This is a genomic window from Xylanimonas ulmi (assembly GCF_004216535.1).
Taxonomy (GTDB): domain Bacteria; phylum Actinomycetota; class Actinomycetes; order Actinomycetales; family Cellulomonadaceae; genus Xylanimonas; species Xylanimonas ulmi.
In genome coordinates this window covers 700,867-726,646 of record NZ_SGWX01000001.1, presented here as the reverse complement: position 1 = coordinate 726,646, position 25,780 = coordinate 700,867, and the positions used below count along the sequence as shown (strand labels likewise).

Below are 25,780 nucleotides of genomic sequence, written 5' to 3'. Positions count from 1 at the left end.
CGACCGAGAGCGAGAACCCCATGGACTTCGGTGTGGTCTTCCAGAACGACCCGCCCGCCTCACGCGTCGTCGACCTGGCCGTCCAGGCCGAGAACCACGGCTTCGACTACGTGTGGACGTTTGACTCGCCCCTGCTGTGGCAGGAGCCGTTCGTCGTGTACTCGGCGATCCTGGCGGCCACGCGCAAGGTGATCGTCGGGCCGATGGTCACCAACCCGGCCACCCGGGACTGGACCGTGCTCGCGTCGATGTTCGCCACGCTCAACGAGATGTACGGCAACCGCACGGTGTGCGGCATCGGTCGCGGGGACTCGGCGGTCCGCACCATCAACGGCCGCCCGTCAAACCTCGCCACCCTGCGCGACGCCGTTCAGGTGATCCGTGAGCTCGCCAGCTCGCGTGCGGCCGAGGTCAACGGGCGCACCGTGCGGTTCCCCTGGTCCAAGGGCTCGAGCCTCGAGATGTGGGTGGCCGCGTACGGGCCTAGGGCGCTGCAGCTGGCCGGCGAGGTCGGCGATGGCTACATCCTGCAGCTCGCGGACCCCGACATCGCCGCGTGGATGATCCGCGCCGTGCGCGACTCGGCGGAGGCGGCCGGACGCGACCCGGACGCCATCACGTTCTGCGTGGCGGCGCCCGCGTATGTCGGCGATGGGTCCTCGCCCTCGGCGCGAGCCCACATGCGCGAGCAGTGCCGATGGTTCGGCGGCATGGTCGGCAACCACGTCGCGGACATCGTCGCGCGGTACGGCACCGACTCCGCCGTGCCTGCGGCCTTGACGAACTACATCAAGGAGCGCGAGGGCTACGACTACAACCAGCACGGCCGCGCGGGCAACACACACGCCGCGTTCGTGCCGGACGAGATCGTCGAGCGGTTCTGCCTCCTGGGCTCGCCGCACGAGCACGTCGAGCGGCTCAGCGCGCTGCGCGAGCTCGGCGTGGACCAGTTCGCCGCCTATGTGCAGCACGACAACAAGGAGGAGACCCTGCGCCGGTACGGCGAGCACGTGATCCCCGCCATGGCCGAGTCGCTGGTGGCAACCGCATGAGCGTGTTGGCGCCCGACCGCCCGCGGCGGCGCCTCCCGCAGCGCCGCATGCGCTCGGCGGCCCTGGGCGCCACCGGTGTGCTCGCGCTCGCCCTGGCCTGGGAGGCGTACAAGGCCGTCGCGCCCGCCGACGGCGTGGTCGTCGGCGGAGCGCGGGTGCTGCCCCGCTCAAGCGACGTGGCGATGCCGCACCTGTGGGACATGGTCACGCGCGCCCTGGAGCCGGTGAACTCCTCGCCGACGGCGCAGCCCCTGTGGCTCGCCGTCCTCGGCGCCTGCCTGTTCTCACTGGGCGTCGCCGCCGTCGGCTGGCTCGTCGGCGTCGTCGTCGGGCTCGGCGTCGCGGCGCTCATGCAGCGCTTCCGCACCGCCGAGTCCGCGCTGGCGCCGTGGGTGGTGCTCAGCCAGACCGTCCCGCTCATCGCGCTCGCGCCCCTCGTCAAGCGCTGGGGCGCCCAACTCCAACTCGGACCCGTCGACTGGCAGGACTGGATGTCCGTGGCCGTCATCGCCTCCTACCTCGCGTTCTTCCCGGTGTCGGTCGGAGCGTTGCGCGGACTCGCCTCAGCGCAGGCCGTACACATCGACCTCATGCGCTCCTATGGGGTCGGCTGGTGGCGCACTCTGCTCACCGTGCGGCTGCCGGCCAGCGTCCCGCACCTCCTGCCGGCCCTTTACCTGGCTGCGGCCAACGCCGTCGTCGGGACCATCGTCGCGGAGGTCTCCACCGGCCTGCGCGGCGGCGTCGGACGCATGATCGTCGAGTTCGGCGCCAGCGGCTCCAGCGACCCCGCCAAGCAGTGGTCGCCCATCGCCGGCGCCGTCCTGCTGGGACTGCTCGCCACCGGCGTCGTCCGGCTCATCGCCCTGGCCCTGCGCAGGTACCACTCCACGGAGGTCTCATGAGCACGCCCTCTGCCCTCACCGCGGCCACCGGCTCGGCGGCCGCACCCACCCTCGGCCCCGCGCCCGCCGTCGTCGCCGAACGGCTCGGGAAGGTCTACCGCACGGGCGCGGGCGAGGTCGTCGCCCTGCACGATGTCGACCTCACCGTCCACGCGGGCGAGTTCGTCTCCCTCATCGGGCCGTCGGGGTGCGGAAAGTCGACGCTCATGCGCCTGGTCGCCGACCTGGAGCAGCCCAGCGCCGGCGCCCTGCGCGTCTTCGGTCGTGACGCCGAGCAGGCCCGCCGGGCCCAGGACTACGGCATCGCGTTCCAGCAAGCCGGACTCCTGCCCTGGCGCACGGTGCGCGGCAACGTCGAGCTGCCCCTGGAGCTGACCCGCGAGCCGCGCCGGGCCCGGGCCGCGCGCGCCGACGAGCTGCTCGACCTCGTCGGGCTGCGCGAGTTCGCCGGTCACCACCCGCATCAGCTCTCTGGCGGCATGCAGCAGCGCGTCGCGATCGCCCGGTCGTTGGCCCGCAGCCCCAGCCTGCTGTTGATGGACGAGCCGTTCGGCGCCCTCGACGAGATGACCCGCGAGCGGATGCAGTCCGAACTCCTGCGCATCCGCGAGCGCACCCAGGCGGCGGTGATCTTCGTGACCCACTCGATCCCTGAGGCGGTCTATCTGTCCGACCGCGTCGTGATCATGTCGCCCCGCCCTGGGCGTGTGCGACAGATCGTGCCGGTGACGCTCGGGGCCGCTGGGGAGCGGTCAGAGGGTCTGCGTGAGGATGCCGCGTTCTACGACCGGGTCTCGGCCGTGCGCGAGGCGCTGCACGGAGCCGCGGTCGCAGCCCGTGGGATGGACGTGCGATGAGGGCGACCGCATCAATTCCGTCGACAGCGACGCTCAGAGCCGTCGTCGCCCCAGTTCTGCTGGGCGCGCTCGCGATCGCAGCGTGGCAGGGCGTCGTCGTCGCGTTCCACGTGCGCCCGTTCGTCGTCCCCAGTCCCTCGGCCATCGCCGCGGAACTGAGCGGCAACGTCCAGGTGATCGGCGATGCGGCGCTCGGCACGGCCCGCAACGCCCTGATCGGCTTCGTCGTCGGCGTGCTGGCCGCGGTGGGCGGCGCGGCGCTCGCCGCGGCGGTGCGGGTTGTCGACCGGGCGACCGCGCCACTGGTCACGGCGGCCTCTGTGGTGCCGATCGTGGCGCTCGCGCCCGTGCTGTACACCGCGTTCGGCACGGACAACCGCAGCGCGCGGGTGGTCGTCGCGGCGATCACCGCGTTCATCCCCGTCTACGTCAACTCCTTGCGGGGTCTGAACACGGTGGCGCCCATCCACCGAGACCTGCTGCGGGCGTACGCGGCCACGCCGTGGCAGGCGACGCGCACCGTCACCCTTCCCGGCGCGCTCCCCTACTTCTGCACGGGCCTGCGCATCGCGTCGTCGGTCGCCGTGATCTCGGCGCTCGTCGCCGAGTACTTCGGAGGACCGGTCGACGGGCTCGGCAAAGCCATCACGTCAGCCGTCTCGTCCAGCCGGTACGCGCTCGCCTGGGCCTACGTGGTCGGCGCCGTCGTGATCGGCCTGGTCTTCTACTGCGCCACCTACCTCGTCGAGCGCGCCGTCTTGCGCGGTCGCCCGGCGTGAGCCCCCACTCCCGCCTCCTGCCATCCCCCTGCTTCGAGAGGACTCCCATGCCCATCACCCGAGCCCACCGCCGGATGGCGGCCGCCGGCGCCGTCGTCGCCGTCACCCTGACCGGTTGCGCCAGCACCTCGAGCGCGAGCAACACCGACGACGCCGACCTCACCCCCGTCACACTGCAACTCCAGTGGGTGGCCCAGGCGCAGTTCGCCGGGTACTACGCCGCCCTCGACCAGGGCTACTACGCCGACGAGGGCCTCGACGTCACGATCCAGGAGGCCGGCACCGACACGGTGCCGATCGACGTGCTGGCCGCCGGCGACGCCGACTACGCCATCTCCTGGGTGCCGAAGGTCCTCGGCTCGATCGAGCAGGGAACCGACGTGACCGATGTCGCCCAGATCTTCGAGCGGTCGGGCACGCTGCAGATCTCGTTCGCCGGCGCCGGCATCACCACACCCGCGGACCTCGCCGGAAAGAAGGTCGGCAGTTGGGGATACGGCAACGAGTGGGAGCTCTTCGCGGGCATGCAGGCGGCCGGAGTCGACACCAGCAACGACATCGACCTCGTCCAGCAGGCGTTCGACATGAACGGCTTCCTCTCCGGAGACATCGACGCCGCCCAGGCGATGACGTACAACGAGTACGCCCAGGTGCTCGAGACCGTGAACCCGCAGACCGGCGAGCTGTACCAGCCGGAGGACCTCTCCGTCATCGACTGGAACGACGCGGGCGCCGCGATGCTTCAAGACGCCATCTGGGCGGACGCCGCTCGGCTCGCGGACGACGAGGAGTACGCCGACACGACGGTGCGCTTCATCAAGGCGTCCATCAAGGGCTGGGTGTTCGCGCGCGACCACGCCCAGGACGCCGCGGACATCGTGACCGCGGCTGGCTCCACGCTCGGCTCCAGCCACCAGTTGTGGCAGACGAACGAGGTCAACAAACTCATCTGGCCGTCCACGAGCGGGATCGGCACGATCAACGCCGACCAGTGGAACCAGACGGTCGACATCGCGATGGGCACCAAGAACGAGACCGGCGCCACGATCATCACCGCGGCGCCACCGGCCACGGCCTACTCCAACGAGTACGTCGACAAGGCGCTCGCCGAGCTCAAGGCGGAGGGCGTCGACGTGATGGGCGCGGGCTTCGAGCCACTCACCGTCACGCTCCGCGAGGGCGGCAACTGATCGCCGCTCACCCTGCCGACCCGTGATCGGAGAGACACCCATGACCTCCCCCACCAGCGTCGAACACGTCTCGCCGGCGCCGGGCGGCGCTCCCGCCGACGGCTCCTGGACGGACGCGACGGTCCTCGCGGCCGACCACGGCCTCGTTTTTCACTCATGGTCCGCCCAAGGACGTCTGCCGGACTTCGTCGTGGCCGGCGCCAGCGGCTGCCGGGTCTGGAACCACGCCGGGCGGACCTGGCTCGACTTCTCGTCGCAGCTGGTCAACACCAACCTCGGCCACCAGCACCCAGCGGTGGTCGCGGCGATCCAGGAGCAGGCCGGGCTGCTGGCCACGATCGCCCCCGCGACGGCGAACGCGACACGCGCCGCGGCGGCCAGCAAGATCCTGGCGCACGCACCCGCGGGCTTCACCAAGGTGTTCTTCACCAATGGTGGAGCGGACGCCAATGAGAACGCCATCCGCATGGCCCGCGTCCACACGGGCCGGGACAAGGTGGTCAGCGCCTACCGGTCGTACCACGGCAACACCGCGGCCGCGGTCGTGGCCACGGGCGACTGGCGTCGGGTGCCCAACGAGTACGCGCGCGGGCACGTGCATGCGTTCGGTCCCTACCTGTACCGCTCCGAGTTCTGGGCCACGACCCAGGGCGAGGAGTCTGCGCGCGCGCTCGAGCATCTGGAGCGGGTGGTCCAGTCGGAGGGCGCGGCGTCGATCGCGGCCATCCTGCTGGAGACCGTGCCAGGCACGGCCGGCGTCCTCGTACCGCCTCCGGGATACCTGCGCGGGGTGCGGCAGATCGCCGACAGGTACGGGATCGTGCTGATCCTCGACGAGGTCATGGCAGGGTTCGGCAGGACCGGCTCCTGGTTCGCGTTCGAGGACCATGACGTCGTGCCCGACCTGGTGACGTTCGCCAAGGGCGTTAACTCCGGCTACGTTCCCGCAGGCGGCGTCCTCATCTGCGACGCGATCGCCCGGACGTTCGATGACCAGGTCTTCCCCGGCGGGCTCACCTACTCCGGGCACCCCCTGGCCATGGCCGCGATCGTCGCCACGATCACCGCCATGGAGGATGAGCGCGTCGTCGAGAACGCCGCTCGCATCGGAGCCGAGGTCATCGGGCCGGCCTTGCGCGAGTTGGCGGCGGCCAATCCGCTCGTCGGCGAAGTGCGCGGCACGGGGGTGTTCTGGGCGATCGAGTTGGTGGCAGACCGCGGCACGCGTGAGCCGGTCCCGCCAGCGGTCATGGCACGGGTACGCGCTCTGTGTCTGGAGCGCGGCCTGCTGCCGTTCACGGCCGACAACCGTGTGCACGTCGTCCCCCCGTGCGTCATCACCGCGCAGGAGGCCCACGAGGGCCTGGCCATCCTGCGTTCGGTGCTCGACGACGTCGCCGCGCAGGCGCCCGCCATGTGAGGGTCACGCCCGGGCGCCCGGTGTCGAGACGACGCGCCCTTGCGCTCCGCGGGTCGAGGACGCACGATGGGGCAACAAACCAACTAGTTGGTTTGCTCGATGTGGTCGTCCCACGAGCCCAGGAGGAGCCATGTACACCGTCCCCGACCAGACCGGGCGCACCGTCGTCGTCACCGGAGCCAGCTCCGGCACCGGACGTGAGGCCGCGATCCGCCTCGCGGGCGCCGGCGCCCACGTCGTCCTCGCGGTGCGCGACCAAAGCCGCGGCGACGCCGCTCTCACGCGCCTGCGAGAGGCCCACCCGGGCGCCGCCGCCGAAGTGCGGATCCTCGACCTCGCCGACCTCGGGTCAGTGACCGCCTTCGCCGATGACCTCGCACGCGACCTCGACCGCCTCGACACGCTCGTCAACAACGCGGGCGTCATGGCGGTGCCGCACCGGCACGAGACCATCGACGGGCACGAACTGCAGTGGGGCACCAACTTCCTCGGCCCGTTCGCGCTGACCACCCGGTTGCTGCCGCTGCTGCTCACCTCCCCCGCCCCGCGCGTGGCGACGATGAGCTCCGGTACGGCCAGCTGGGGCCGGATCGACCTCTCCGACCTCGACTGGACCAGGCGGCGCTACTCGCCGTCGGGCGCCTACGCCGCCTCCAAGCTCGCCGACCTGCACCTCGCCCGCCACCTCGCCCACGTGGCCGGACAGCGCCGGTGGGCGCTCGTCTCGACCGCCGCCCACCCCGGCTTCACGCGCACCAACCTGCAGAGCGTCGGCCCGAACCTCGGGCGCGACAAGCCGCGCTGGAGCCCCCTGCAGGGCATGCGCGTCATGCCCTCGATGCAGCCGCCCGAAGGCGCCGGGTCGATCCTGCTCGCCGCGGCCGACCCCGACGCCGTCACCGGCGCCTACTACGGACCTGGCGGACGCTTCGGCCTGGTCGGCGACCCCGCGCCCGCGCGCCTGAGCCGCCGCATGCGTGACGAGAGCGCCGCCGCCCGCCTGTGGGCCGCGGCCGAGGAGATCACCGGGACGGCGCTCCCAGCGTCCTAAGGTGAGAGCATGCTCGCCGACGCACGCCCGACCGCCGAACGCATCCTGAGCGCGGCCAGCGACGAATTCGCCGAGCACGGCCTCGCCGGGGCGCGCGTCGACCGCATCGCCGCTCGCGCCGGCGCCAACAAGGAGCGCATCTACGCCTACTACGGCGCCAAGGACGCGCTGTTCGACACGGTGCTCGCCGCCCGCATCGCCGAACTGCTCGACACCGTCCCGTTCGACGCCGACGACCTGCCCGGCTACGCCGAGCGCCTGTTCCGCTTCACCGTCGAGCGCGCCGACCTGACCCGTCTGCTGCTGTGGCACGTGCTCGAACGGCCCACCCTGCTCGGCACGCGCGAACCCGGCGCGACCTCGACCGCCGCCAAGGTCACGGCGCTCACCGCCGCTCAAGCGCGCCGAGACGACCTCGACCGGACGCAGCCCGCCGGGCGGCTGCTCGGCCAGGTCCTCGCCGTCGTCCACGGGGCCGCCTTCGGTCTGCTCGCCAGCGGGACCGACGTCGAGCAGACCGCCGCCGACGTACGCCGGTCCGTCACGCGCATCATCGCGCCCTGACCGACCGCGCGCGCCGAGCGCAACGGTCAGGGCCCAAGAGGTAAGGAGGACCTCGTGGGCGCCGTCGTCATGTACGCCTCAGTGTCGGTGGACGGCTTCATCGCAGACGCCGCCGACCAGCCCGGACCGCTGTTCGACTGGCTGACCAACGGCGACGTCCCGCTGGACGCCAGCGGCGCGCTCCGAGTGTCACAGCCGTCCTACGAGTACACCCGGCCGTACTGGGATCGGATCGGGGCCACCGTCGTCGGACGCCACGTCTTCGACCTGACCGACGGCTGGGAGGGGCAGCCTCCCAGCGGCGTCGACCACGTCATCGTCGTGACGCACCGGCAGCCTCCCGAGGGCTGGGACCGCACCACGCCGTTCCACTTCGTCGACGACGTCGCGGCGGCCGTGGCGCTGGCGCGGGACCTGGCGGGCGACCGGATCGTGGAGGTCGCCGCGGGCGACGTCGGCGGCCAGGCGCTGGCGGCGGGGCTCGTCGACGAGGTGCGCATGGACGTGGTGCCCGTCGTGCTGGGGACCGGCAAGCGCTACTTCGGGAGCCTCGACGGGCAACACCTGCTGGAGGACCCCGACGCGGTGATCCGCGGCGACCGGGTCCTGCACCTGCGCTATCAGGTCCGGCGGCGGCCCGCGTCGTAGGGCCGCAGGCTCAGGTCGCCCGCAGCGCCGTTGTCGGCGGGACGCGGGCGGCGCGGACGGCGGGGTGCAGTCCCGCCAGCGCCCCCACCGCGATCGAGGCCGCCGGGCCGGCGAGCAGGGCCGCCTGTGGGATGACGACCGACTGCCCGGACGACCAGGCGATGACCGCGGCGGCGGCGACCCCGAGCGCGAGGCCGGCCGCGCCGCCCAGCGCGGACAGGGCGACGGCCTCGGTGACGAACTGGGCCGCGATCTGCCCGGGCCGGGCGCCGAGCGCGCGGCGCAGGCCGATCTCGCCGCGGCGTTCGAGGACCGCGACGACCATGGTGTTGGCGATCCCCACCCCGCCGACGAGGAGCGCGATCCCGCCCAGCGCGAGGCCGAGCGCGGCGAGCGCGTCGTCGGTGGTCTCGCGCGCGGTGACCAGGTCGGACAGCCCGGTGACGCTGACCAGGTGCGGGGCGCCCGGCCGCGCGGCGGACGCGAGGACCTCGCGCACCTCCTCGACGCGCCCCGGCTCGGCGCGCACATAGACCTCGGCGATCTGCCCGACGCCGTCCTCGTCACCGAACGCGTCGCGCACCCACCGGTCTCCGAGGATCGCGGCGGTGTCGATGACGCCCCCGGCGAGGCCGGAGTCCGCGAGCACGCCGAGGACGCCGTGCCACTGCCCGGCGATCCACACACGCCCGCCGGCCTGCTCAACGCCGAGGCGTGACGCCGCGGTCGAGCCGAGCACGGTGACGGGCATCGCCCTGGTGGCGTCGTCGAACCAGCGGCCCGAGTCGAGTTCGGCGCCGACGGCGGCCAGGACGTCCGGGCGGGCGACCGCCACGGTGAGCCCGCCGGTCTCGGTGGCGGGCACGAGGTCGGTGCGACGCACGTCGGCGCCGGGCGGGGCGGTCTCGAACACGCCGACGAGGTCGACACCGTCGTGCCGCGCGATGGCCTCGGGGGCGGCGTCGGGCAGCGGCACCGGCTCGCGGTCGGGGCCCACGCCCGGGCGCACCACGGCCAGGTCGGCGCCCAGGGCGTCGAATGCGCGCAGGAGCTCGGCGTGGTTCGACGCGGCGGCGCCGGTGAGCGCGACGAGCGAGGCGATGCCGAGCGCGACGCCGAGCGCGGCGAGCCCCGTGCGTTGCGGGCGCCCGGTCACGCCGAGTCCGGCGGTGCGCAGCAGGTCGGCGGGGGTCAGGCGGCGGGGCACGAGGCCTCCTGGGGTGTCGTGAGGGCGGGGGTCGCGACGCCGTCGCGCAGGTGGACGCGCCGCGCGAAGCGTGCGGCGATGTCCTGGTCGTGCGTCACGACGACGACGGCGGTGCCGCGCGCGGCGACGTCGGCCAGGAGCGTGACGATCGCGGCGCCCGTGGCCGAGTCGAGCGCGCCAGTCGGCTCGTCGGCGAGGAGCACCCCCGGGGCGCGCACCAGGGCACGGGCGATGGCCACGCGCTGCTGCTCGCCGCCCGAGAGCTGTCCGGGCCGATGCCGCAGCCGCGGCCCGAGGCCCACGGCGTCGAGCGCCGCGGCGGCCCGGGCGCGGCGCTCGGCGTGGCGGACCCCGGAGTAGAGCAGTCCGGTCGCGACATTGTCGAGCGCGGTGAGCGTGGGCATGAGGTGGAACTGCTGGAACACGAACCCGATGCGCTCCGCGCGGATCGCGGAGCGCTGGCGCTCGCGCAGCGCGGTGACGTCGACGCCGTCGACCAGCACCTGCCCCGACGTCGGCGCGTCGAGCGTGCCGAGGATGGACAGCAGCGTGGACTTGCCCGACCCGGACTGGCCGACGACGGCGACCTGGTCGCCAGACGCGATCGCGAGCGTCGTGGGATGCAGCACGGTCAGCGGCGGGGAGCCCGGGTAGGTCTTGGTCACGTCCCGGACCTCGAGCACGGGAGCGGTCGGGACAGGCGCGGTCAGGACGGCGGTCATCGGGCGAGCACCACCAGGTCGCCCTCGGCGAGGTCGCCGCCGAGGATCTGCACGCGCGCGTCGGCCGCCAGGCCGATCTCGACCGGCACCGTGGTGATGGCCGCGCCGTCCCACACCTCGACGGCGTAGCCGCCGCCCGGCGTGGCGAGCAGCGCCGTTGCGGGGACGACGAGGGTCGCGGCCTCGCCCGCACCGGCGTCGCGCGTGGTGATGCGCACCGGCGACGGACCGACGGCGGCGAGCAGCGCCGCCGCCTCCGGGTCGTCGAACCCGATGGTCACCTGCGGTGGGGTGAGGCCGCCGTCGTCGGTGGGCAGGCCGCCCGGGTCCACCGTGGTGAGGGTCGCCTCGACGTGGGCGCCGTCGCGCAGGGTCACCGTCACGGGCGCGCCGGGGGCGAGCTCGCGGGCCTGCGCCTGAGTGAGGTTCGCGGTGGCGTGCAGGGTCGTGGCGCCCACGGTCGCGGGAGAGACCCCGGTGTCGCCGAGGCGCGCGGTCACCTGGTCGACACGGACGCTCGCCGTGGCGGCGACGACGGCGGAGGCCGCGGCGAACTCACCTGTGCGCGCGAGCCCGAGGGCGCGCTGCCAGTCGCGCACGGCCTGCCGGGTGCGCCAGTCGAAGCGCTCGCCGGGCGGGCGCGGCAGGAACCCGAGCGCCGCCAGGTTCTCCTCGAGCTGGCGCACGTCGGCGCCCGGGATCGAGTCGACGGACAGGTCGCGCCAGAACGGACGCTCGCCGGCCAGCAGCACCACGGGCTCGCCGTCCGCCTCGAAGACCTGCTCGCCGACGGAGACGACCGCGCCCGCGACCGGCAGCGCGGTGAGCATGCCCTCGACGGGGGGCAGCGGCGTGGCCTCGCCGAAGGTGAGCTGGCCCGCCAGGCGCAGCTCGTCGACAAGCGTCGTGTGGACGGCCGGCGCGGTGACGGGCTGCGCGCTCGGGCCCGGGTCAACAGGCGTCCCGCCGGGCGCGCCGGCGCACCCGGCGAGCAGGCCGACGGCGAGGGTCAGGGTGAGGCCGGCCCGCACGCGACGGCGGCGCCGGTGGCTGCGGTCGGGGCGGCGCGGGTGGGTGTGGGGGTGCATGGGACTCCAGTCAGGGGTGAGGGTCAGCCGAGGCCGCCGCCGGCGAACTCGCCGACCACGGCCCTCCAGTCGAAGGCGGGCTCGGAGGCGGCGTCGAAGGTGACCACGGGGCCACCCGGGTCGAGCGCCGCGGCGAGCAGGTCGCGCAGCTCGGCCTCACGGAGCCACGCGGGCAGCTCGACGACCCCGTCGGCGCCCGGGTCGACGACCCAGCCGAACCCGTCGTTCCGGGCGCGCCGGGCGAAGTCGACCGCCGCCTGCTGGGCCACCGCGGCGTCGCCGCTCAGGATCGGGTCGCGGGCGGCGACGTCGTCCCAGGTGAGCGGGCTGAAGCCCGGGTGCTCGGCGTGGCAGGACTCCCAGGCCTGGGCTGTGTGGGGGTCGGTGAAGAAGGCGGCGCGCAGCGGCGCGACCCAGCCGCGCCCCGGCGCGTCCACCGAGGCGTGGACCAGATCGTCGGCGAAACGCGCGTGGGCGACCGCGTCGGCGGGCCGCGCGCCGCCGTCGAGCGACACGTCGCGCACGACGACGAAGCCGCGCTCGTCGACGTTCGCCGCGACGTCGCGCGCGACCAGGCAGGCGACGAAGCGCGCCGTGTCGTCGTCGGCACCCGCTGGTACGTCGACGTCCACGGCGGGCGGTGACGGTGACGGTGGAAGGCTGAGGGGCGACTCCTCCCCCGCGCGCGTGCCCTCCGGGGAGCACGCGGCGAGTGTCGCCGCGAGGGCGAGTGTGACGGCGACGGCGGCAGGCGCGCGAGGCGGACGGGCGTGACTCATCGAAGGACTCCTTGGAGCGGTCAGCCGAAGCTGAGCGTGATGCCCGGGTCGTCGCCGACGACCTGGCCGAACACCGCGGCCACGTCGAACCCGGTGTCACGGTCATGGGCCATCCGCAGCCAGACGCCGTCGTGGCCGCCCTCGACGGCCAGGGTGAGCAGGGCGCGCAGGTCGGCCTCCGTGACGTGCTGGGGCAGGGTGATGGCTCCGGCGTCGTCCGGGGTGGGGTCGGCCACCCACGCGAGGCCCTCGGCGCGGGCCGCGCGAGCGAGGTCGAGGCCGGCCGCCATCGTGCGGGCGATGAACGCCTGCCACTGGGCCTCGTCCATGGTCTCCCACTCGGCCTGCGCGAAGTCCGGGTGGTCGGCCAGGCACGCCGCGTAGACGTCGGCGATGCTCAGGCGCCCGGTGGCCTCAAAGTGCTCGGCGCCGACGGCGGCGTGCCAGGTCCCGGACTCGTCGGACGTCGTCAGGACGAGGTGGCGCAGCTCCTCGGGCAGCTCGGCGGGGTCGACGCCTGCGGCGGCGCTCGACGTGATGACGCCGCCCTCCATGCCCTCGACGAGCGGGACGGGATCGACCTGGACGAACACCAGCCCGTCCGACGTCGGATCCCCGGGGATGCCGTTGCGCGCGGTCACCCCTCCTGCGGCCAGGCACGCGAGGAAGCGTGAGGTGGCGGCGTCGGACGCGGTGGCCTGCCCGTCCGCGGGCGCCGCGGGCCCGGTCGCACCGGAGACGCCGGCGCTAGTGGTGGCGCCGCCGAGGGCGGCGTCGGCGCCGCAGCCGGTCAGCGCGGCGGCGCCCGCGACGGCGATGAAGGCGGCCACGGCGCCGTGGCGTGCGCGCCCGGCGGGTGGAGCGGAGGCGGGTGAGGGGTGCGAGGCTCTCATGGCGACCACCCTCGTGGGCGCCTGGTCCGGGGCGGGTTCACGCCGACCGAACCGGAATCGAACCGAGGACCGCCATGCTGGAGGACACCGACACGAGAGAGGTCCCACGCATGCGCATCCTGTTGGCCGAGGACGAGCGGGCGCTCGCGGACGGGCTGGCCGACGGCCTGCGCCGCGAGGGCTACCTCGTGGACGTCGCCTACGACGGCGCGGCCGCCCTCGTCGCGCTCGGCGCCGCCGACACCGACGTGCTCGTCCTGGACCGCGACCTGCCCGTGCTCAGCGGGGACGCCGTGTGCCGCACGCTGCGCGCGCAGGGTCACCCGGTGCGCATCCTCATGCTCACCGCGGCCGGCGCCCTCGACGACCGCGTGGCGGGCCTCGACCTCGGCGCCGACGACTACCTGACCAAGCCCTTCGCCTACGTCGAGCTGCTCGCCCGGCTGCGCGCACTCGGGCGCCGCCTGACGCCGTCGGGCCCAATGGCGGTGTTCGAGGCCGGCGGCATACGCCTCGACACCGTGCGGCGCACAGCCGAGCGCGACGGCACGCCGCTCGCACTGACCCCCAAGGAGCACGGCGTCCTGGAGGTGCTGCTCGCGGCCGACGGCGCCTGGGTGAGCGTGGACGAGATCGTCGAGGACGTCTGGGAGCAGCCCGACGAGCGCCGCCGCACCGTCGTCAAGGCCACGGTGCACACGCTGCGGCGCAAGCTCGGCGTGCCCGACCCCATCGAGTCGGCGCCCGGGTTCGGCTACCGGATCGGGCCTCGGGCATGAGCTTCCGCGCGCGCCTGACCGCGCTCATCGCCAGCGTGTTCGTGCTGGGCGGCGCCGCACTGCTCGGCGTGCAGTTCCTGCTCGTCCAGCACCTGCTGGAGCAGCAGGTCGATGAGAGGGTGGTGACCACGCCCGTGGAGATCACGACGGCGCCGGCGCCGACCGCGCCGTCGTCGTCGTCCGAGGCGATCACGGCGTGGCACTGCCCCCCGGCGACCACTGGTCACCTGATCGACACGCACGACGGGTGGTGGTGGATCGAGTGCGTCTCCGCTGACGGCGCGACGGTGCTGCGCGGCGCGGTCGACCCCGACGCGAGCCCTCAGGAGCGGGCCGCCACCGTCCAGCAGCTCATCCACGAGTCGACGACGCTCACCACCACCCGGGTCTCGCGCGAGGTGCTGCGCGGCCTCGTCGTGTGGTCCGTCGTCATCCTCGCGGCGTTCACCGGACTGGCCGTGCTCGCCGCCCGCTGGCTCTCGCGCCGCTCGCTCGGACGCGTCGCCCGCATCACCGCGACCACGCGCGCGATCGGCGTCGAGGGCCTCGACCGGCGCCTCGCCCTCGCCGGGCCGCGCGACGAGATCCGCGAGCTCGGCGACACGATCGACTCGATGCTCGACCGCCTGGAGGACGCCTTCGAACGTCAGGACCGCTTCATCGCCGGGGCCTCGCACGAGCTGCGCACCCCGCTGACCACGACCCGCACGCTGCTGGAGATCCCCCTGACGCAGGGCCGCGTCCCAGCGGACCTCGTGCCGTCCGTGCGCGGCGCTCTGGACGCCAACGAACGCTCCGAGCGCCTCGTCGGCGCCCTGCTCACGCTCGCGCGATCGCGCACCCCGGCGTCCCTCGCCGCCGGGGAGACGGACCTCGGCGCGCTCGCCGCACGCATCCTCGCCGAGAGGTCCGACGCCGCCGAGGCGCGTGGGCTGCGCGTGAGCCCGCCCGCGGGCGACGACGCGATCGCCGCCGTCGCCCCCGACCTCACGCTGCTCGCCCTCGGCAACCTGTTCGACAACGCCATCCGGCACAACGCCGACGGCGGAGCCCTCGCGGTGCGCACCGGCCGCGACGAGCCCGCCGGGCGCGTCTGGGTCGAGGTCGTCAACGACGGCGCCGACCTCACCGGCGCCGACGTCGAGGCGCTGACCGAGCCGTTCCACCGCGGCACGGCCTCGCGACTGGCGGGCGAGGGGCTCGGCCTTGGGCTCGCTCTGGTCGACACCGTGGCGACCGCGTCGGGCGGCGCCCTGAGCCTGGCCGCACGACCTGGCGGCGGTCTGCGCGCTCGCCTCACCCTTCCCGCGCGCCGCGATCAGCTCACCGCAACTCCTGGGTGATCTGCCGGACGTCCGCGGTGACCGTCACGGTCGCCATGGCGCCGTTGACGAGTGGCAGATGCGGCGGCACGTGTCCGATCTCGACGTCGAACACGAGGGGCAGCCCGAGGCGGCCCAGCGCGTCGAGCACCGCCTGCTCCTGGGTCATCTTCGCGTTGTCCGCCGCGTTGGTCCGTCCGATGAGGATCGCCGTCGCGTGCTCGAACCACCCGGCCAACCGCAGCGCGTGGAGGTTGCGGCAGATGGTCGCCGCCTCATCCTCCGCCGCTTCGAGGTAGACGATCAGGCCGTCGTCGGCGTGTCGGCGCCCGAACGCGGCCACGTCTCCATACGGCGTCCCGGCCAGGTTGGTCACCGTCTCGACGCAGCCGCCGATCAGGCGGCCGCGCGCGTGGAGCGAGTCGGCGCCGTGCAGCCGCCACGTCCCCTCGCCGACGTCCCGCCACCGCACCGCGCGCGTGTCCTCGTCCAAGCGCGCCCAGGTGGCGATACGGCCGGAGTCGCGCTGCACGTGCGGTCCCGGGCCGGAGGCGAGCTCGGTCCACGGCAGCAGGCCGGCGGGCTGCGCGTAGGGGGTGTCGGCCAGGTTGTCGCCGTGCATCGTCGCCCAGCCGAGCCTCGTCGTGAGGGGCAGCAGGACGGTCGACATGTCGGAGTAGCCGACCAGCCAGGTGGGCTCAGCCTGGGCCAGCGCGTCCCAGTCGAGCAGGTCGACCAGGTCGATGGCCGTCTCCCCGCCCCACGGCGGCAGGACGCATCGGATCTTGGGGTCGCACAGCATCGCCGTGAGCTCGGCGGCACGCCGCTCGGCCGGCCCGGCCGTGATGCCGGACCCGTCCATGCACTCGCCGACGACCACCTCGTATCCCGCCTGGCGGAGCCAGTCCACGCAGAAGGCGACTCGCTCGGCGCCCAGGCCGCTGACGCCCGCCGATGGTGAGGTCACCGCGATGGTGTCGCCTGGTCGCAGCGGCGCCGGGAATCGAAGCATGGCCCGATCCTGCCAGAGCCGCGGCGCGCCCCTGACCACGCGAGGCCGGTCAGCATTCCGGCGGCCGCCGAGGCTGGCCGTCCTCGGGCGGGCCGAGACCTCCACCCCGATGAGGATCGCGAAGGGATCGCGGCACAGGCGGCCGCGATGCCGACGGTGGCCGCAACCTGGCGACCCAGCGGGGCGTCAGGCCTCATGCCGCGGGCCGGCGCCGGGTGAGGGTGGCCAGCGCCCAGACCGCCGCCACCGCCGCGCCGACATAGAAGAAGACCCCCACGACGGCGCCGGGCGGACCGCCGCGCTGACCGGTCGTGGCGAACCGCTCGAGCCCGCCGCCCGAGCAGACGACCTCACCGGCCTGCGTCCGCGGCGTCACGCCCAGCACGACGGCGCGGCCCACGCCCGCGACCTGCGCGGTGGAGCCCTCGACGCCCGACGCCGTGTCGACCTCGCGCCTGTCGCCAGACTCCAGAACGACGGCGCAGGACACCTCGGCCGGGACCAGCGCGGCCCCCGTCCCCCACACGACCCTCTGAACGCCGGCGGGGACCGAGTCGCCGGCCCCCGCCGCGACGAGGGCGGCCGGGACGGGGCCCTGGGGCGTGTCGCCGACCGTGATCATCACCGTGCCGACGGTCGCGAACAGGACCACCCCGACCAGTGCGAGCCAGCCCGACGCCCGCAGCGGAACCCTGTGCGTCGTCACGACGCAGCTCCGGAGCGCTCACGGGTCTCCAACTCCGCGGCGACGGGGATGTCGGTGAGCCGGAACGCGAAGGCGCCCAGTGCCTGACGCACCTGGACGGCGATGGTGTCCGTGTCGGCGATCGCCGGGTAGAGGCCGACGAAGGTGAGCGTCTGGCCGCCGTCGATCCGGCGCAGCGTGTCGAGGTCCGCGAGCGGACGCCACGCCTGCAGGCCCGACGAGCCGTCCCCGAGCGGGTAGTCGTAGGGGTAGACCGCCGTCGTCCCGCTGACGACCGCGACGCTCAGCGCATGCTGGGGCAGGACGGTTCTGTCGCCCCGATACGAGCCGACCGCGGACAGGCCGCCGACGCCGAAGCTGGAGTCGACCTCGGTGTCCAGCGCCTCGGCCTCGACGGTGACCAGCAGGCAGTCGCCCACGCGGACCGCCTCGGGGGCGGTGATGCGGAACGGACGGGGCCCGTCCACCTCGACACCCTCGGCGCCCGTGGCGGTCGGGCCGCCCTCGAACGGCGGCAGCTCGCCGTCGGAGGGGACCTGTGTCCTGGTCGTGACCTGGGACGTCAGGGTGAGCACCACCCGGCGGTTGAGCTGCCGGCTCTCGGCGCTGTCGTTGGCCACGAGCGGCTGGGACTCACCGCGGCCCGCTGGCCTCAGCTCGAACCTGTCCGTGTCGACCAGGCCCGCCAGCGCCTCGACGGCGGCGGCCGCGCGCCGCTCGGACAGGTCCTGGTTGGACGCGTCGTCGCCGACGTCGTCGGTGTGCCCCACGACGTCGATCACCCCGCCCGCGCGCCCGTCGAGGTGCGCGACGGCGGCGGTGAGCGCCGCCTGGCCCTGCGGGCCCAGGTCCGCGGAGTCCGAGGCGAACAGGACGTCACCGCCGAGGCTCACCTCGACGCTCTCGGTCGACTCGAGCACCCGGACCGCGTCGTCGAGCTCGGTGGTGTACCGGTGGAGGGCGAGCTGGGGTGCGTCGGCGACGGACGCGAGGTCGAGGGGCGACGCGCCGTCGTCGGTGAGCGCCGGCGCCGGCGCCTCGGCGTCGATGATCGGCATGATGGGCACGTAGTGGCCGGGGAAGAGCAGGCCGAGCGCCTCGACGTCGTCAGGCGGCGCGGCGTACGCGCGCTGCACGCGCAGGCCTTCGGCAGGAACGGTCCAGAGGTCGCTCGGCTCGCCAACCGCCCACCCCTCGCTGTCGACACCCGGGAGGAACACCGATCGGTCGCCGAGATCGACCAGTCGCACCGCGCCCCCGGCCGCGGGACGCGACGTGACGTCGGCGACGAGGAGGCCGAGGATCGCCAGGTCGTCGTCGCCGTCCGGGAGCGTCACGGGGCGCAGGTCGAACGTCAGGACGAGATGCTCTCCGGAGCGCACCAGTGGGTGGACGTCGACGGTGGCCTCGCCGCCGCCGACGACGACGCCGAACGACTCGACGACGGCCTCCGGGTCCGCCGTGGGCACGGCCTCCGACGAGGCCGAGGGGGTGTCGTCGGCGCCCGTCGACCCGTCGCCAGAGGTACACGCCCCCAGGGCCAGCGTCAGCCCGGCCAGCAACGCCACGGAGCGCAGGCTGCGTCGTCCCGTCATCTCGTCGTCCCCTCAGCCGATCGCGATTGCCTCGACCGTACCGACCTGGTCGGGCGGGTCAAGGCGCGCGGTCGCGGTGTCCGCCGGGTGAGGCGTTGCAGGCGACGGCGTGGGGGGCGCACATCGCAGCGCTGATCGCGCAGGCGCCTTCGCGCGGATCGAGTGGGCTTTGACGCAGGCTCGGACAAGAGGGGACCCGGATGGCGGGGTTCCCCGGACGGCTCTTGGGCATCCGGCACGGCGCGCCGCGCTGCTGGCTGCCCACCGATCACTCGGCGACGCGCACCAGGTGCTTGCCGAAGTTGGCGCCGGTGAGCACTCCGATCAGCGCAGAGGGGGCCGCGTCGAGGCCGTCGACGACGGTCTGCTCCACGGGCACGATCCCGTCGGCGACGCGGGGAGTCATGAATGCCTCGTAGCCGTCGCGCTCATCCATGTGATTGCGCACGAGGAACCCGTGCAGCCTGATCTCGCGGTGCACCAGATCGAAGAGGTTCCCCGGCGCACCCGGGGGCGTGTGCGCGTTGTAGCCGGAGATGCCGCCGACCCAAGCGATTCGCCCACCTTCGGCCATCCCTCCGATCACGGCCTCCAGGTGGGAGCCCCCGACGCCTTCAAGAGCGAGCGGGATGTCGCGGCCAGCAAGCTGGCCGAGCAGCGTGGTGTCGCGGTACGCGATCACCTCGTCGAACGGGCCCGCGAGGAGACGGTCCGCCTTGGCCTGAGTGCTGGTCACGCCGATGATCGGAGCGGCGCCGAGCGCCTTGGCGATGTGACCTGCTGCGGTGCCCACGCCCCCGGCTGCGGCCGTGATCAGCACGGACTCACCTGCTTCGAGCCGACCGATCGTCGTCAGTCCGACCCAGGCGCTCAGCCCCGTGCCACCCAGGATTCCGAGGTAGGCCTCGGGTGGCACACCTGCCGGCGGGCGGATGACCCGTGCCTGCGCGGTGACCGTATGTGTGCGCAGCCCGTCGCGGTGGATGACCAGGTCGTCCACCGCGATCTCGGGATTCCGCGAGGAGAGCACGCGGCCCAATGCGCGGCCCTCGAGCGCCGTGCCGAGCGTGACGCTGTCGAAGACCTCACGGTGGTACGGATCGACGGAGACCCAGAGGTTCTCCACCAGGACCTCCCCCGCATCCGGGGCAGCGAGCGGGACCTCGACGATGTCGAAGTCCCGTAGCACGGGCAGGCCGTGAGGCCTCCGGACGAGATGAAGCTGACGTGAGCGTGCGGACATGGGGCCTCCTCAAGGACAGCCGTAGTCTCGGCGCCACGGGACGAGTCGTGCGCGGATTCGGCCACCGCCGAATCCATCGCCTAGCGCGCCTGCGCGAACAGCAACCCGCGTCCGAGGTCCGTCAACGTGTACACGACGACGCGCCCGTCCCGCACTGCGCTCGCGAGCCGCGCGTCCGTCAGCGTGCGCAGATGCTCGTTCACCGTGGCCGGGGCGACGCCGAGCGCGTGCGCGAGCTCCGTCGTCGTGGCCGGTGTCGCAATCGCGGCAGCCACCCGGGCCCGGCCTGCTCCGACGAGCCTCTCTATTGCGGGCGATGGCGCGTCCTCGTTCGGGCTCTCCCACAACGTGGCGAATCCCCGCACCCCGTAGGCGATGGCGGGCTGAAACGGCGCGTTTGACATGACGTGCGCGCGCGGCCATGCGAACGCCGATGGCGTCAGCAGGACGCCGTCCTGTGCCGGCGTGGGACCGAAGCTCGTCTCGCATGCCCCGACGATGCTCAGCGCCGCGCCACTCCAGGCCACGCCAGGGTGCAACTCGTCGAGCATCGCCCCCTGTCCCTCGTCTGCGGCGCTCATCGCATGGCGCGCGATGTCGGCGCGCGCCAGCCTCCGAAACGCCCGCCAGTGCGGTGCGATCGCCCCACGCCAGAACTCAGCGACGACGTCCGCGATCTCCTCACGCGCGCGGGCGTGGTCGTCCATCAACGCCCGGATCCAGCCGTGGCCGCCGCGATGCGCGCGGTCGAGCCGGGCGAGATCACGCGCCAGCAGCTCATCCGGCAGCCCGCGCAGGTGAGCCTGCACGTCGGAGACGTCGGGCTGGTCGTTACCCGGCAGGGCGCTGAAGATGTCGGGCACGAAGTCGCGACCAGCGGTCAACGTCAGCATTCCGTCCAGCGCCGTCGCGTCGACCCGTTGGCGCGCCTGCTCGGCCCAGCGCCGGAAGAGCGCCCCCGGATCGGCACGGCGCAGCACCAGCGCGGCGAGTCCGACCTCCCACAGCGGCGACACCGCGAACCTCACCCGGGACAACTGCGCCGCGTCGAGCTCGATCATCACCACGGAGCCGATGGTAGACGGGAGCACGGCGGTGGAGGCGAGCGAGGACGACGCCTCTCGGCACGGCCGAACGCGTGTCACCGCGCATCTTGACATCAAGTGCACTTGATGAAGTGGACTTCATCGCATGACCAACAAGTCCATGCCCTCCCCAGAACCCGCAGGCGACCTTGGCCAACCAGAGTTGGCTCGGGAGGACGCGGAGGCGGTTCACCGCGTGATAGCGGATGCCGAACGCGGGTTCAACGAGAACGACGCGGATCTGCTTCTGCGTCATGTCGCACCGGATGCGGTGATCGTGAACGCCGTCGGCATCGTCCTTCGCGGGCGCGACGCCGTCGAGTCCGCCACGAGAGAAGGGCTTGCCCGAGGGCCGCTCCAGACCGCGACGGCCCACTACCGCCTGAGCGACATCGCGCTCGTCGCCCCCGATGTGATCGTCGCGCACAAGAGCGCGTGGTCGAGCGCCGAGGACGCGCGCCGAGGTGCGTCGCCCGAGATGAACGCCCACTACACCTTCGTACGTCGTGAGGGCCGCTGGTGGATCCTGCGTCGCCAGAACACTCTCGTCGCAGATGGACACGCGAGGGCGTGAGGCTGCACTGGCTCATCCCTCATCCGCGGTCGACGATCGTTGGCGGTCGTTGGCGGCGATGCCAGGCGTTGGCCCCCACCTTGTCCAGAGTGGTGTTGGTGATGAAGGCGTGGTGGCGGTCGACATCGAACAACTCACCCTGGTCGGTGCTCGGTGCCCCAGCCGCTTGACTCGCCCCACAACCACCCGCTGATGCGCGTCGACCTCGCCTCGCCAGACGGTCTGGTCGGGACGCTGACCTCGACAGTGTCCCCGTACGAGTACCGGATGCCAGGCGCCTCAGGACGAACGAGGGCACGGCCCGGGGCTAGGCGCCCCGGGCCGCGGTTGTTCGGGGTGACCGGGAGCTAAACCGCTCGCGCCATCTCTACCTCACAGCCCAGCGAATCCCCTTCGATGAGGACGCCCGTCGGCTCGAAGCCGCATTTCCTGTAGGCGCCTTGAGCGCGAGCGTTGTCCTGGTGGACGTAGAGCCGAACGCGGCCGAGGCCCCGCTCACGTGCCCACTCCAGGCACGCGTTGAACAGCTCCTCGACCAGGCCGGTCCCGCGATGCTCCGAGTTCACGTACACGCCTACGATGTGGCCGCCGGATTGCTCGATGGTTCGGTCCTCGTAGTCCTCGCCGCCGGCCGACTCGATGAGCACGACGGACGATCCGACCCAGGTGCCGTCATCGGCGATCGCGACGAACTGACGTGCGCCGGCGTCGGCCCCGGCGTCGAGCGACGATCCGGCAGCTCGCTCCTGCCAGAACTCGTCCGGCTTCGCAGCCTCCTGCTCGAACGTCTCGGCGAAGGCGAGCCTGTCGACGTCACCCTGTACGCCTTCCAGGCGGAGCGCGCGGATCTCACGCCATTCGTGCGCCCGGACCGGGCGGATCATGTAGTTGCTCACGCAGACATTCTGGCATCCAGCACGCGCCTGGTGACTACAGGTTTTCGAGCCGTACTTTTGTCGGAGGGCGCACACCTGTCGGTCATCGACAACGGGGTCTGACGCTCCAGAACTGACCGATTCTGAGGCGCGCCAGAATCGGGTTCGGATGCTTCAAGACCTCCGCGGCCCCGGGGAGGTGACCTTTGACGCTGGCGGCGTCCTCTGGATCTCTTGGGGTTTCGCGTACGAAGCTCGCGCAATCTGGACAGTCGTCAAGATACCGGTGGCGGCAGTCCGCAGTGTGCTGCAGGAAGGTGATCGCCTCTTGCCGGCGGAGGATCTCAACCTCGAGGGCCGCGATCTTGGCCGTCACGATCGCATGGGCCGGTGACTTCTTCGGCGCCATCGCGGCGATCACCTCGGGTAGTGAGAGTCCCACGCGTCGGAGTTTCAGGACGGTGCGCAAGGCGCCGCCCTCAGCGACGTGCGACGCGACGGCGGCCCCCTTCACCCCTCAAGCCCCGCTCAGGTTCCGCCTGACCGTCGAAGGAAGCACCCCCATGGACACCCGCGTCATCGACCGCCCCGCCTTCCGCCTCATCGGCCACGCCGCCCGCGTCCCGCTGATCCACCAGGGCGTCAACCCCCACATCCAGGCGCACATCGCGTCCCTGCCCGCCAGCGAGCACCAACGCCTCAAAGCCCTCAGCGACACCGAGCCCGCCGGACTGCTGCAGGTCAGCGCCGACGTCGACCCCGACTACACGCAGGGCTCCGAGGTGACCTACCTGCACGCGGTCGCCGTCAACGCCCACACCCCCGCGCCCGAGGACCTGGACGTGATCGACGTGCCCGCCGGGCAATGGGCCATCTTCCGCACCTGCGGCCCCCACCCCGCCACACTCCAGGCCGCCTGGGCCGCCACCGCCACCGAGTGGCTCCCGTCCAACCCCTGGAGGCTGCGCCCCGGACCCTCCATCGTCGCCATCCTCGACCACACACCCGACTTCACCACCGCAACCTGCGAACTATGGCTGCCGGTAGAGCGCTGACGCGAGCTCTCGCCCGGCGCGGCCAGGCGAGGCGGGGACGGGCGCCGGGGCCGACGACAACGTTCCCCGCCGTGCGTTCGACGCCACCCGAGCGGTGTACATGCTGCGCATGTACAGTATGCGCAGGAGGTGTGCCGTGCGGATCGTTGTGTCAGAGGGCTCCGGTGTCCCGCTCTACGAGCAGATCGTCGAGCAGGTGCGCGCCGCGATCCTGTCGAGGCGGCTCGCGCCGGGCGAGGCGCTGCCGTCGCTGCGGCGGCTGGCGCATGACCTGCGGGTCAGCCTCATCACCACCACGCGGGCGTACAACGATCTGGCCGCCGCAGGCCTGATCGTCAACGTCCAGGGCAAGGGGAGCTTCGTCGCCGACGTCGACCCTGCGCTCGTGCGGGAACGGGTGCTCAGCGCGATCGAGTCCGACCTCGAACGCGCGACAGCCTCGGCCCGCGAGACCGGAGTCGTCTCGCTCGAGGCGCTCCACGAACTCCTCACGAGGAAGTGGCACGAGCATGAGTGACCGCCCAGAGCCAACCGCCCCAGCGGCGCACACCCCATCCGCGGTAGAGGTCCGCGGCCTGGTCAAGCGCCGCGGAGCCTTTCACCTCGGCCCGCTCGACCTGCGGGTCCCGGTCGGCTTCGTCACCGGGTTCGTCGGCGCGAACGGCGCCGGCAAGACGACGACGATCAAGGCGATGCTCGGCATGGTCCGGCCCGACGCTGGGACCGTCCGCGTCCCGGACCGCGACCGGATCGGCGTCGTCCTCGACGCGCCTTTCCTCGTGCCCGACTGGCGGGTCACCGAGGCCGCACGCGCGCTGCGGCCGCTGTACTCACGATGGGACGAGCGCCAGTTCGCCGCGCTCACCGACCGGTTCGGGCTGCGCCCCCACCAGAAGGTCAAGGACCTCTCGCGCGGCGAGAGCACCAAGCTCATGGTCGCCCTGGCCCTCGCCCACGACCCCGACCTGCTCATCCTCGACGAGCCCACCGCCGGGCTCGACCCCGCAGCGCGCCTGGACCTGATCGACCTGCTGCGCGAGTTCATGCTCGACGAACGCCACAGCGTCGTGTTCTCGACCCACATCACCACCGACCTGGAGACCTTCGCCGACCAGGTTGTGGTGATCCACGACGGCGTCATTCACTTCACCGGCGCTCGCGACGACCTGGTGGAGTCCTACGCCATGGCACGCGGCGGCCCCGACGACCTCACACCAGCCAGCGAGCGCCTGACCCACGGCCTGCGCCGCACGCCGACCGGCTTCGAGGCGCTCATTGCGACCACCGACACGGCCGCGTTCGGCCCCGGCGTCGTCATGGAGACACCCACCATCGACGACGTCGTCGCGCGACTCGGGCGCGGACCGACACGCCACTCCACGGCCCTCGCAGACCCGCAGCACAGGAGCGCCGCCGCATGAACCCTCTTGCCTTCACCGCCCTGGACCTTCGCGCCCTGCGCCCCTACGCCCGACCGGCGCTCCTGTCGTTGGCCATCGCCGCCGTCGCCATCGTCCTGCCCTCGCGCAGTGTCTACGGCGTGCTGACCGCGACGTTCTTCTTCGCCGCGACGATCGGGCCGCAGTACCCGTTCAACCTCGACGAGCGCTCCCACCTCGACACCTTGTACGCCACGCTGCCGCTGAGCAGGCGGTCCGTCGTCCTGGGCCGCTACGCCACCATGGTCGCCGTCGCCCTCATCCTCGCGGCGGCCTCAGTGCTCGTCACGCTCGCCGCCGCGCCCTTCCTGGGTGAGAGCCCCGACGCCGGCACGCTCGGCATGCTCACCCTCGGCGGGTTCGCAGCCTTCTGCCTCTTCACGGCCGTGCAACTCCCGTTCTTCTTCTCGCTGGGCTTCTCCCGCGCACGCCCCTTCGCGTTCATCGCCCCGCTCGTCGGCCTCGCGGCGCTCTTCTTCGCCTTCGGCGGCAGGAGCGAACTCACCCTGACGGCGCTCGACCGCCTCGCCACCTGGCCCGTCCTGGCCAGCGCCGCGATCGGCGCCGTCCTTCTCCTGGGAGCGTCCGCGGCCCTGTCGATCCGGCTGTACGCCGCGCGAGACCTCTAGACGGCGAACGGGGCCGGTCGCTCGTCGAGTCCTTCGGTCACGTAGCGGCGCTCGATACCTGTTGTGGCGATGCCCCACGCACTCGCGGCGACGCGGGCCTGGTGCGCGGCGAAGGCGTCGGCGTCCGCGAACTCCTCGTCGACCGTCCAGATGAGCGGGTCGGCGGTCGGCTCGACGGCGAACGACACACAGCCCGACTCCGCTCGGGTCAGCTCGACATGCTGCGCCAGGTGGGCTCGGACCACGTGGGCCTGGACATCGTCGGCGCAGACGAGCAGTCCATTCAGTCGCACAGTCACGGCGCACATCAT

29 protein-coding genes are annotated in these 25,780 nt (G+C 72.9%); 16 read left to right on the top strand and 13 right to left on the bottom strand.

The genetic code is table 11. The features are described 5' to 3' along the window. The first annotated feature begins 20 nt into the window (after nt 1-20). The 9 genes from EV386_RS03195 (at nt 21) to EV386_RS03155 (ending at nt 8,466) form a co-directional block, all read left to right on the top strand. Entirely contained in the window at nt 21-1,052 is a 1,032-nt protein-coding gene (locus tag EV386_RS03195) for a TIGR03842 family LLM class F420-dependent oxidoreductase (protein WP_130412262.1), read from the top strand. Further along, complete coding sequence (locus tag EV386_RS03190) at nt 1,049-1,957, top strand: ABC transporter permease (protein ID WP_130412260.1); 909 nt, start codon at nt 1,049-1,051, stop codon at nt 1,955-1,957. Before EV386_RS03195 ends, EV386_RS03190 begins: the two co-directional genes overlap by 4 nt. After that, the gene (locus EV386_RS03185) at nt 1,954-2,814 is read left to right on the top strand and encodes an ABC transporter ATP-binding protein (RefSeq protein WP_130412258.1); all 861 of its coding nucleotides are present in this window, start codon (nt 1,954-1,956) and stop codon (nt 2,812-2,814) included. Before EV386_RS03190 ends, EV386_RS03185 begins: the two co-directional genes overlap by 4 nt. Continuing rightward, nucleotides 2,811-3,593 carry an ABC transporter permease gene (locus tag EV386_RS03180; protein ID WP_130412256.1) on the top strand — a complete coding sequence of 261 codons (783 nt, stop codon included), beginning with the start codon at nt 2,811-2,813 and terminating at the stop codon, nt 3,591-3,593. Before EV386_RS03185 ends, EV386_RS03180 begins: the two co-directional genes overlap by 4 nt. A 47-nt stretch (nt 3,594-3,640) precedes the next feature. Beyond that, nucleotides 3,641-4,783 (top strand): ABC transporter substrate-binding protein, encoded by a 1,143-nt coding sequence (locus tag EV386_RS03175; protein ID WP_130412254.1) that lies wholly within the window; start codon nt 3,641-3,643, stop codon nt 4,781-4,783. A 40-nt stretch (nt 4,784-4,823) separates the two neighbouring features. Beyond that, nucleotides 4,824-6,203 carry an aspartate aminotransferase family protein gene (locus EV386_RS03170; protein WP_130412252.1) on the top strand — a complete coding sequence of 460 codons (1,380 nt, stop codon included), beginning with the start codon at nt 4,824-4,826 and terminating at the stop codon, nt 6,201-6,203. A gap of 130 nt (nt 6,204-6,333) precedes the next feature. After that, complete coding sequence (locus EV386_RS03165) at nt 6,334-7,254, top strand: SDR family NAD(P)-dependent oxidoreductase (protein ID WP_130412250.1); 921 nt, start codon at nt 6,334-6,336, stop codon at nt 7,252-7,254. 9 nt (nt 7,255-7,263) lie between these two features. Continuing rightward, nucleotides 7,264-7,818: a TetR/AcrR family transcriptional regulator gene (locus tag EV386_RS03160; protein WP_130412248.1), complete on the top strand. Its 555-nt coding sequence runs from the start codon at nt 7,264-7,266 to the stop codon at nt 7,816-7,818. Between the two features lie 54 nt (nt 7,819-7,872). Then, nucleotides 7,873-8,466, top strand: coding sequence for a dihydrofolate reductase family protein (locus EV386_RS03155; protein WP_130412246.1), 594 nt, complete (start codon nt 7,873-7,875; stop codon nt 8,464-8,466). Between the two features lie 10 nt (nt 8,467-8,476). Here the strand turns inward: EV386_RS03155 and EV386_RS03150 are convergent, their stop codons facing one another. The 5 genes from EV386_RS03150 to EV386_RS03130 are packed head-to-tail and all read right to left on the bottom strand — an operon-like array spanning nt 8,477 to nt 13,155. Beyond that, nucleotides 8,477-9,673: an ABC transporter permease gene (locus tag EV386_RS03150; RefSeq protein WP_130412244.1), complete on the bottom strand. Its 1,197-nt coding sequence runs from the start codon at nt 9,671-9,673 to the stop codon at nt 8,477-8,479. Then, complete coding sequence (locus tag EV386_RS03145) at nt 9,658-10,395, bottom strand: ABC transporter ATP-binding protein (protein ID WP_130412242.1); 738 nt, start codon at nt 10,393-10,395, stop codon at nt 9,658-9,660. The genes EV386_RS03150 and EV386_RS03145 overlap by 16 nt, the downstream gene beginning before the upstream one ends. Further along, nucleotides 10,392-11,483: a peptidoglycan-binding protein gene (locus tag EV386_RS03140; RefSeq protein WP_130412240.1), complete on the bottom strand. Its 1,092-nt coding sequence runs from the start codon at nt 11,481-11,483 to the stop codon at nt 10,392-10,394. The genes EV386_RS03145 and EV386_RS03140 overlap by 4 nt, the downstream gene beginning before the upstream one ends. Nucleotides 11,484-11,506: 23 nt before the next feature. Then, complete coding sequence (locus EV386_RS03135; protein ID WP_130412238.1) at nt 11,507-12,262, bottom strand: hypothetical protein; 756 nt, start codon at nt 12,260-12,262, stop codon at nt 11,507-11,509. Nucleotides 12,263-12,282: 20 nt separating this feature from the next. After that, complete coding sequence (locus tag EV386_RS03130) at nt 12,283-13,155, bottom strand: hypothetical protein (RefSeq protein WP_130412236.1); 873 nt, start codon at nt 13,153-13,155, stop codon at nt 12,283-12,285. A gap of 110 nt (nt 13,156-13,265) precedes the next feature. Here EV386_RS03130 and EV386_RS03125 point away from each other — a divergent pair, with 110 nt between their 5' ends. Then, nucleotides 13,266-13,934, top strand: coding sequence for a response regulator transcription factor (locus tag EV386_RS03125; protein WP_130412234.1), 669 nt, complete (start codon nt 13,266-13,268; stop codon nt 13,932-13,934). Continuing rightward, nucleotides 13,931-15,277, top strand: coding sequence for an ATP-binding protein (locus tag EV386_RS03120; protein ID WP_130412232.1), 1,347 nt, complete (start codon nt 13,931-13,933; stop codon nt 15,275-15,277). The genes EV386_RS03125 and EV386_RS03120 overlap by 4 nt, the downstream gene beginning before the upstream one ends. Here the strand turns inward: EV386_RS03120 and EV386_RS03115 are convergent. The 5 genes from EV386_RS03115 to EV386_RS03090 form a co-directional block, all read right to left on the bottom strand. Continuing rightward, nucleotides 15,258-16,268 (bottom strand): S66 family peptidase, encoded by a 1,011-nt coding sequence (locus tag EV386_RS03115; RefSeq protein ID WP_130412230.1) that lies wholly within the window; start codon nt 16,266-16,268, stop codon nt 15,258-15,260. The genes EV386_RS03120 and EV386_RS03115 overlap by 20 nt on opposite strands. Before the next feature lie 193 nt (nt 16,269-16,461). Then, entirely contained in the window at nt 16,462-16,974 is a 513-nt protein-coding gene (locus EV386_RS18185; RefSeq protein WP_165399818.1) for a hypothetical protein, read from the bottom strand. Beyond that, entirely contained in the window at nt 16,971-18,569 is a 1,599-nt protein-coding gene (locus EV386_RS03100; RefSeq protein ID WP_130412224.1) for an OmpA family protein, read from the bottom strand. Before EV386_RS03100 ends, EV386_RS18185 begins: the two co-directional genes overlap by 4 nt. A 268-nt stretch (nt 18,570-18,837) precedes the next feature. Then, nucleotides 18,838-19,812: an MDR family NADP-dependent oxidoreductase gene (locus tag EV386_RS18815; RefSeq protein ID WP_130412222.1), complete on the bottom strand. Its 975-nt coding sequence runs from the start codon at nt 19,810-19,812 to the stop codon at nt 18,838-18,840. An 80-nt stretch (nt 19,813-19,892) separates the two neighbouring features. Further along, nucleotides 19,893-20,792 (bottom strand): helix-turn-helix domain-containing protein, encoded by a 900-nt coding sequence (locus EV386_RS03090; RefSeq protein WP_165399817.1) that lies wholly within the window; start codon nt 20,790-20,792, stop codon nt 19,893-19,895. Between the two features lie 211 nt (nt 20,793-21,003). Between EV386_RS03090 and EV386_RS03085 the strand changes: the two genes are divergently transcribed. Beyond that, entirely contained in the window at nt 21,004-21,471 is a 468-nt protein-coding gene (locus EV386_RS03085) for an SgcJ/EcaC family oxidoreductase (protein WP_207216458.1), read from the top strand. Nucleotides 21,472-21,818: 347 nt separating this feature from the next. Here EV386_RS03085 and EV386_RS03080 read toward each other — a convergent pair whose 3' ends face one another. After that, complete coding sequence (locus EV386_RS03080) at nt 21,819-22,367, bottom strand: GNAT family N-acetyltransferase (protein WP_207216457.1); 549 nt, start codon at nt 22,365-22,367, stop codon at nt 21,819-21,821. A gap of 82 nt (nt 22,368-22,449) precedes the next feature. Next, nucleotides 22,450-22,815 (bottom strand): MerR family transcriptional regulator, encoded by a 366-nt coding sequence (locus EV386_RS18455; RefSeq protein WP_207216456.1) that lies wholly within the window; start codon nt 22,813-22,815, stop codon nt 22,450-22,452. 94 nt (nt 22,816-22,909) lie between these two features. On the opposite strand from EV386_RS18455, the gene EV386_RS03070 reads away from it, so the two are divergent. The 4 genes from EV386_RS03070 (at nt 22,910) to EV386_RS03055 (ending at nt 25,469) form a co-directional block, all read left to right on the top strand. Next, nucleotides 22,910-23,401, top strand: a complete 492-nt coding sequence (locus EV386_RS03070) for a GyrI-like domain-containing protein (RefSeq protein ID WP_130412218.1) — start codon at nt 22,910-22,912, stop codon at nt 23,399-23,401. Nucleotides 23,402-23,537: 136 nt separating this feature from the next. Continuing rightward, on the top strand, nt 23,538-23,918 hold the full coding sequence (locus EV386_RS03065) for a GntR family transcriptional regulator (protein ID WP_130412216.1): 381 nt from the start codon (nt 23,538-23,540) through the stop codon (nt 23,916-23,918). Beyond that, entirely contained in the window at nt 23,911-24,822 is a 912-nt protein-coding gene (locus EV386_RS03060) for an ABC transporter ATP-binding protein (RefSeq protein ID WP_130412214.1), read from the top strand. Before EV386_RS03065 ends, EV386_RS03060 begins: the two co-directional genes overlap by 8 nt. After that, nucleotides 24,819-25,469 carry an ABC-2 transporter permease gene (locus tag EV386_RS03055; RefSeq protein ID WP_130412212.1) on the top strand — a complete coding sequence of 217 codons (651 nt, stop codon included), beginning with the start codon at nt 24,819-24,821 and terminating at the stop codon, nt 25,467-25,469. The genes EV386_RS03060 and EV386_RS03055 overlap by 4 nt, the downstream gene beginning before the upstream one ends. Here EV386_RS03055 and EV386_RS03050 read toward each other — a convergent pair. Then, nucleotides 25,466-25,768, bottom strand: a complete 303-nt coding sequence (locus EV386_RS03050; protein ID WP_242607811.1) for an antibiotic biosynthesis monooxygenase — start codon at nt 25,766-25,768, stop codon at nt 25,466-25,468. The two genes, EV386_RS03055 and EV386_RS03050, sit on opposite strands and share 4 nt — an antisense overlap. Nucleotides 25,769-25,780 lie beyond the last annotated feature (12 nt).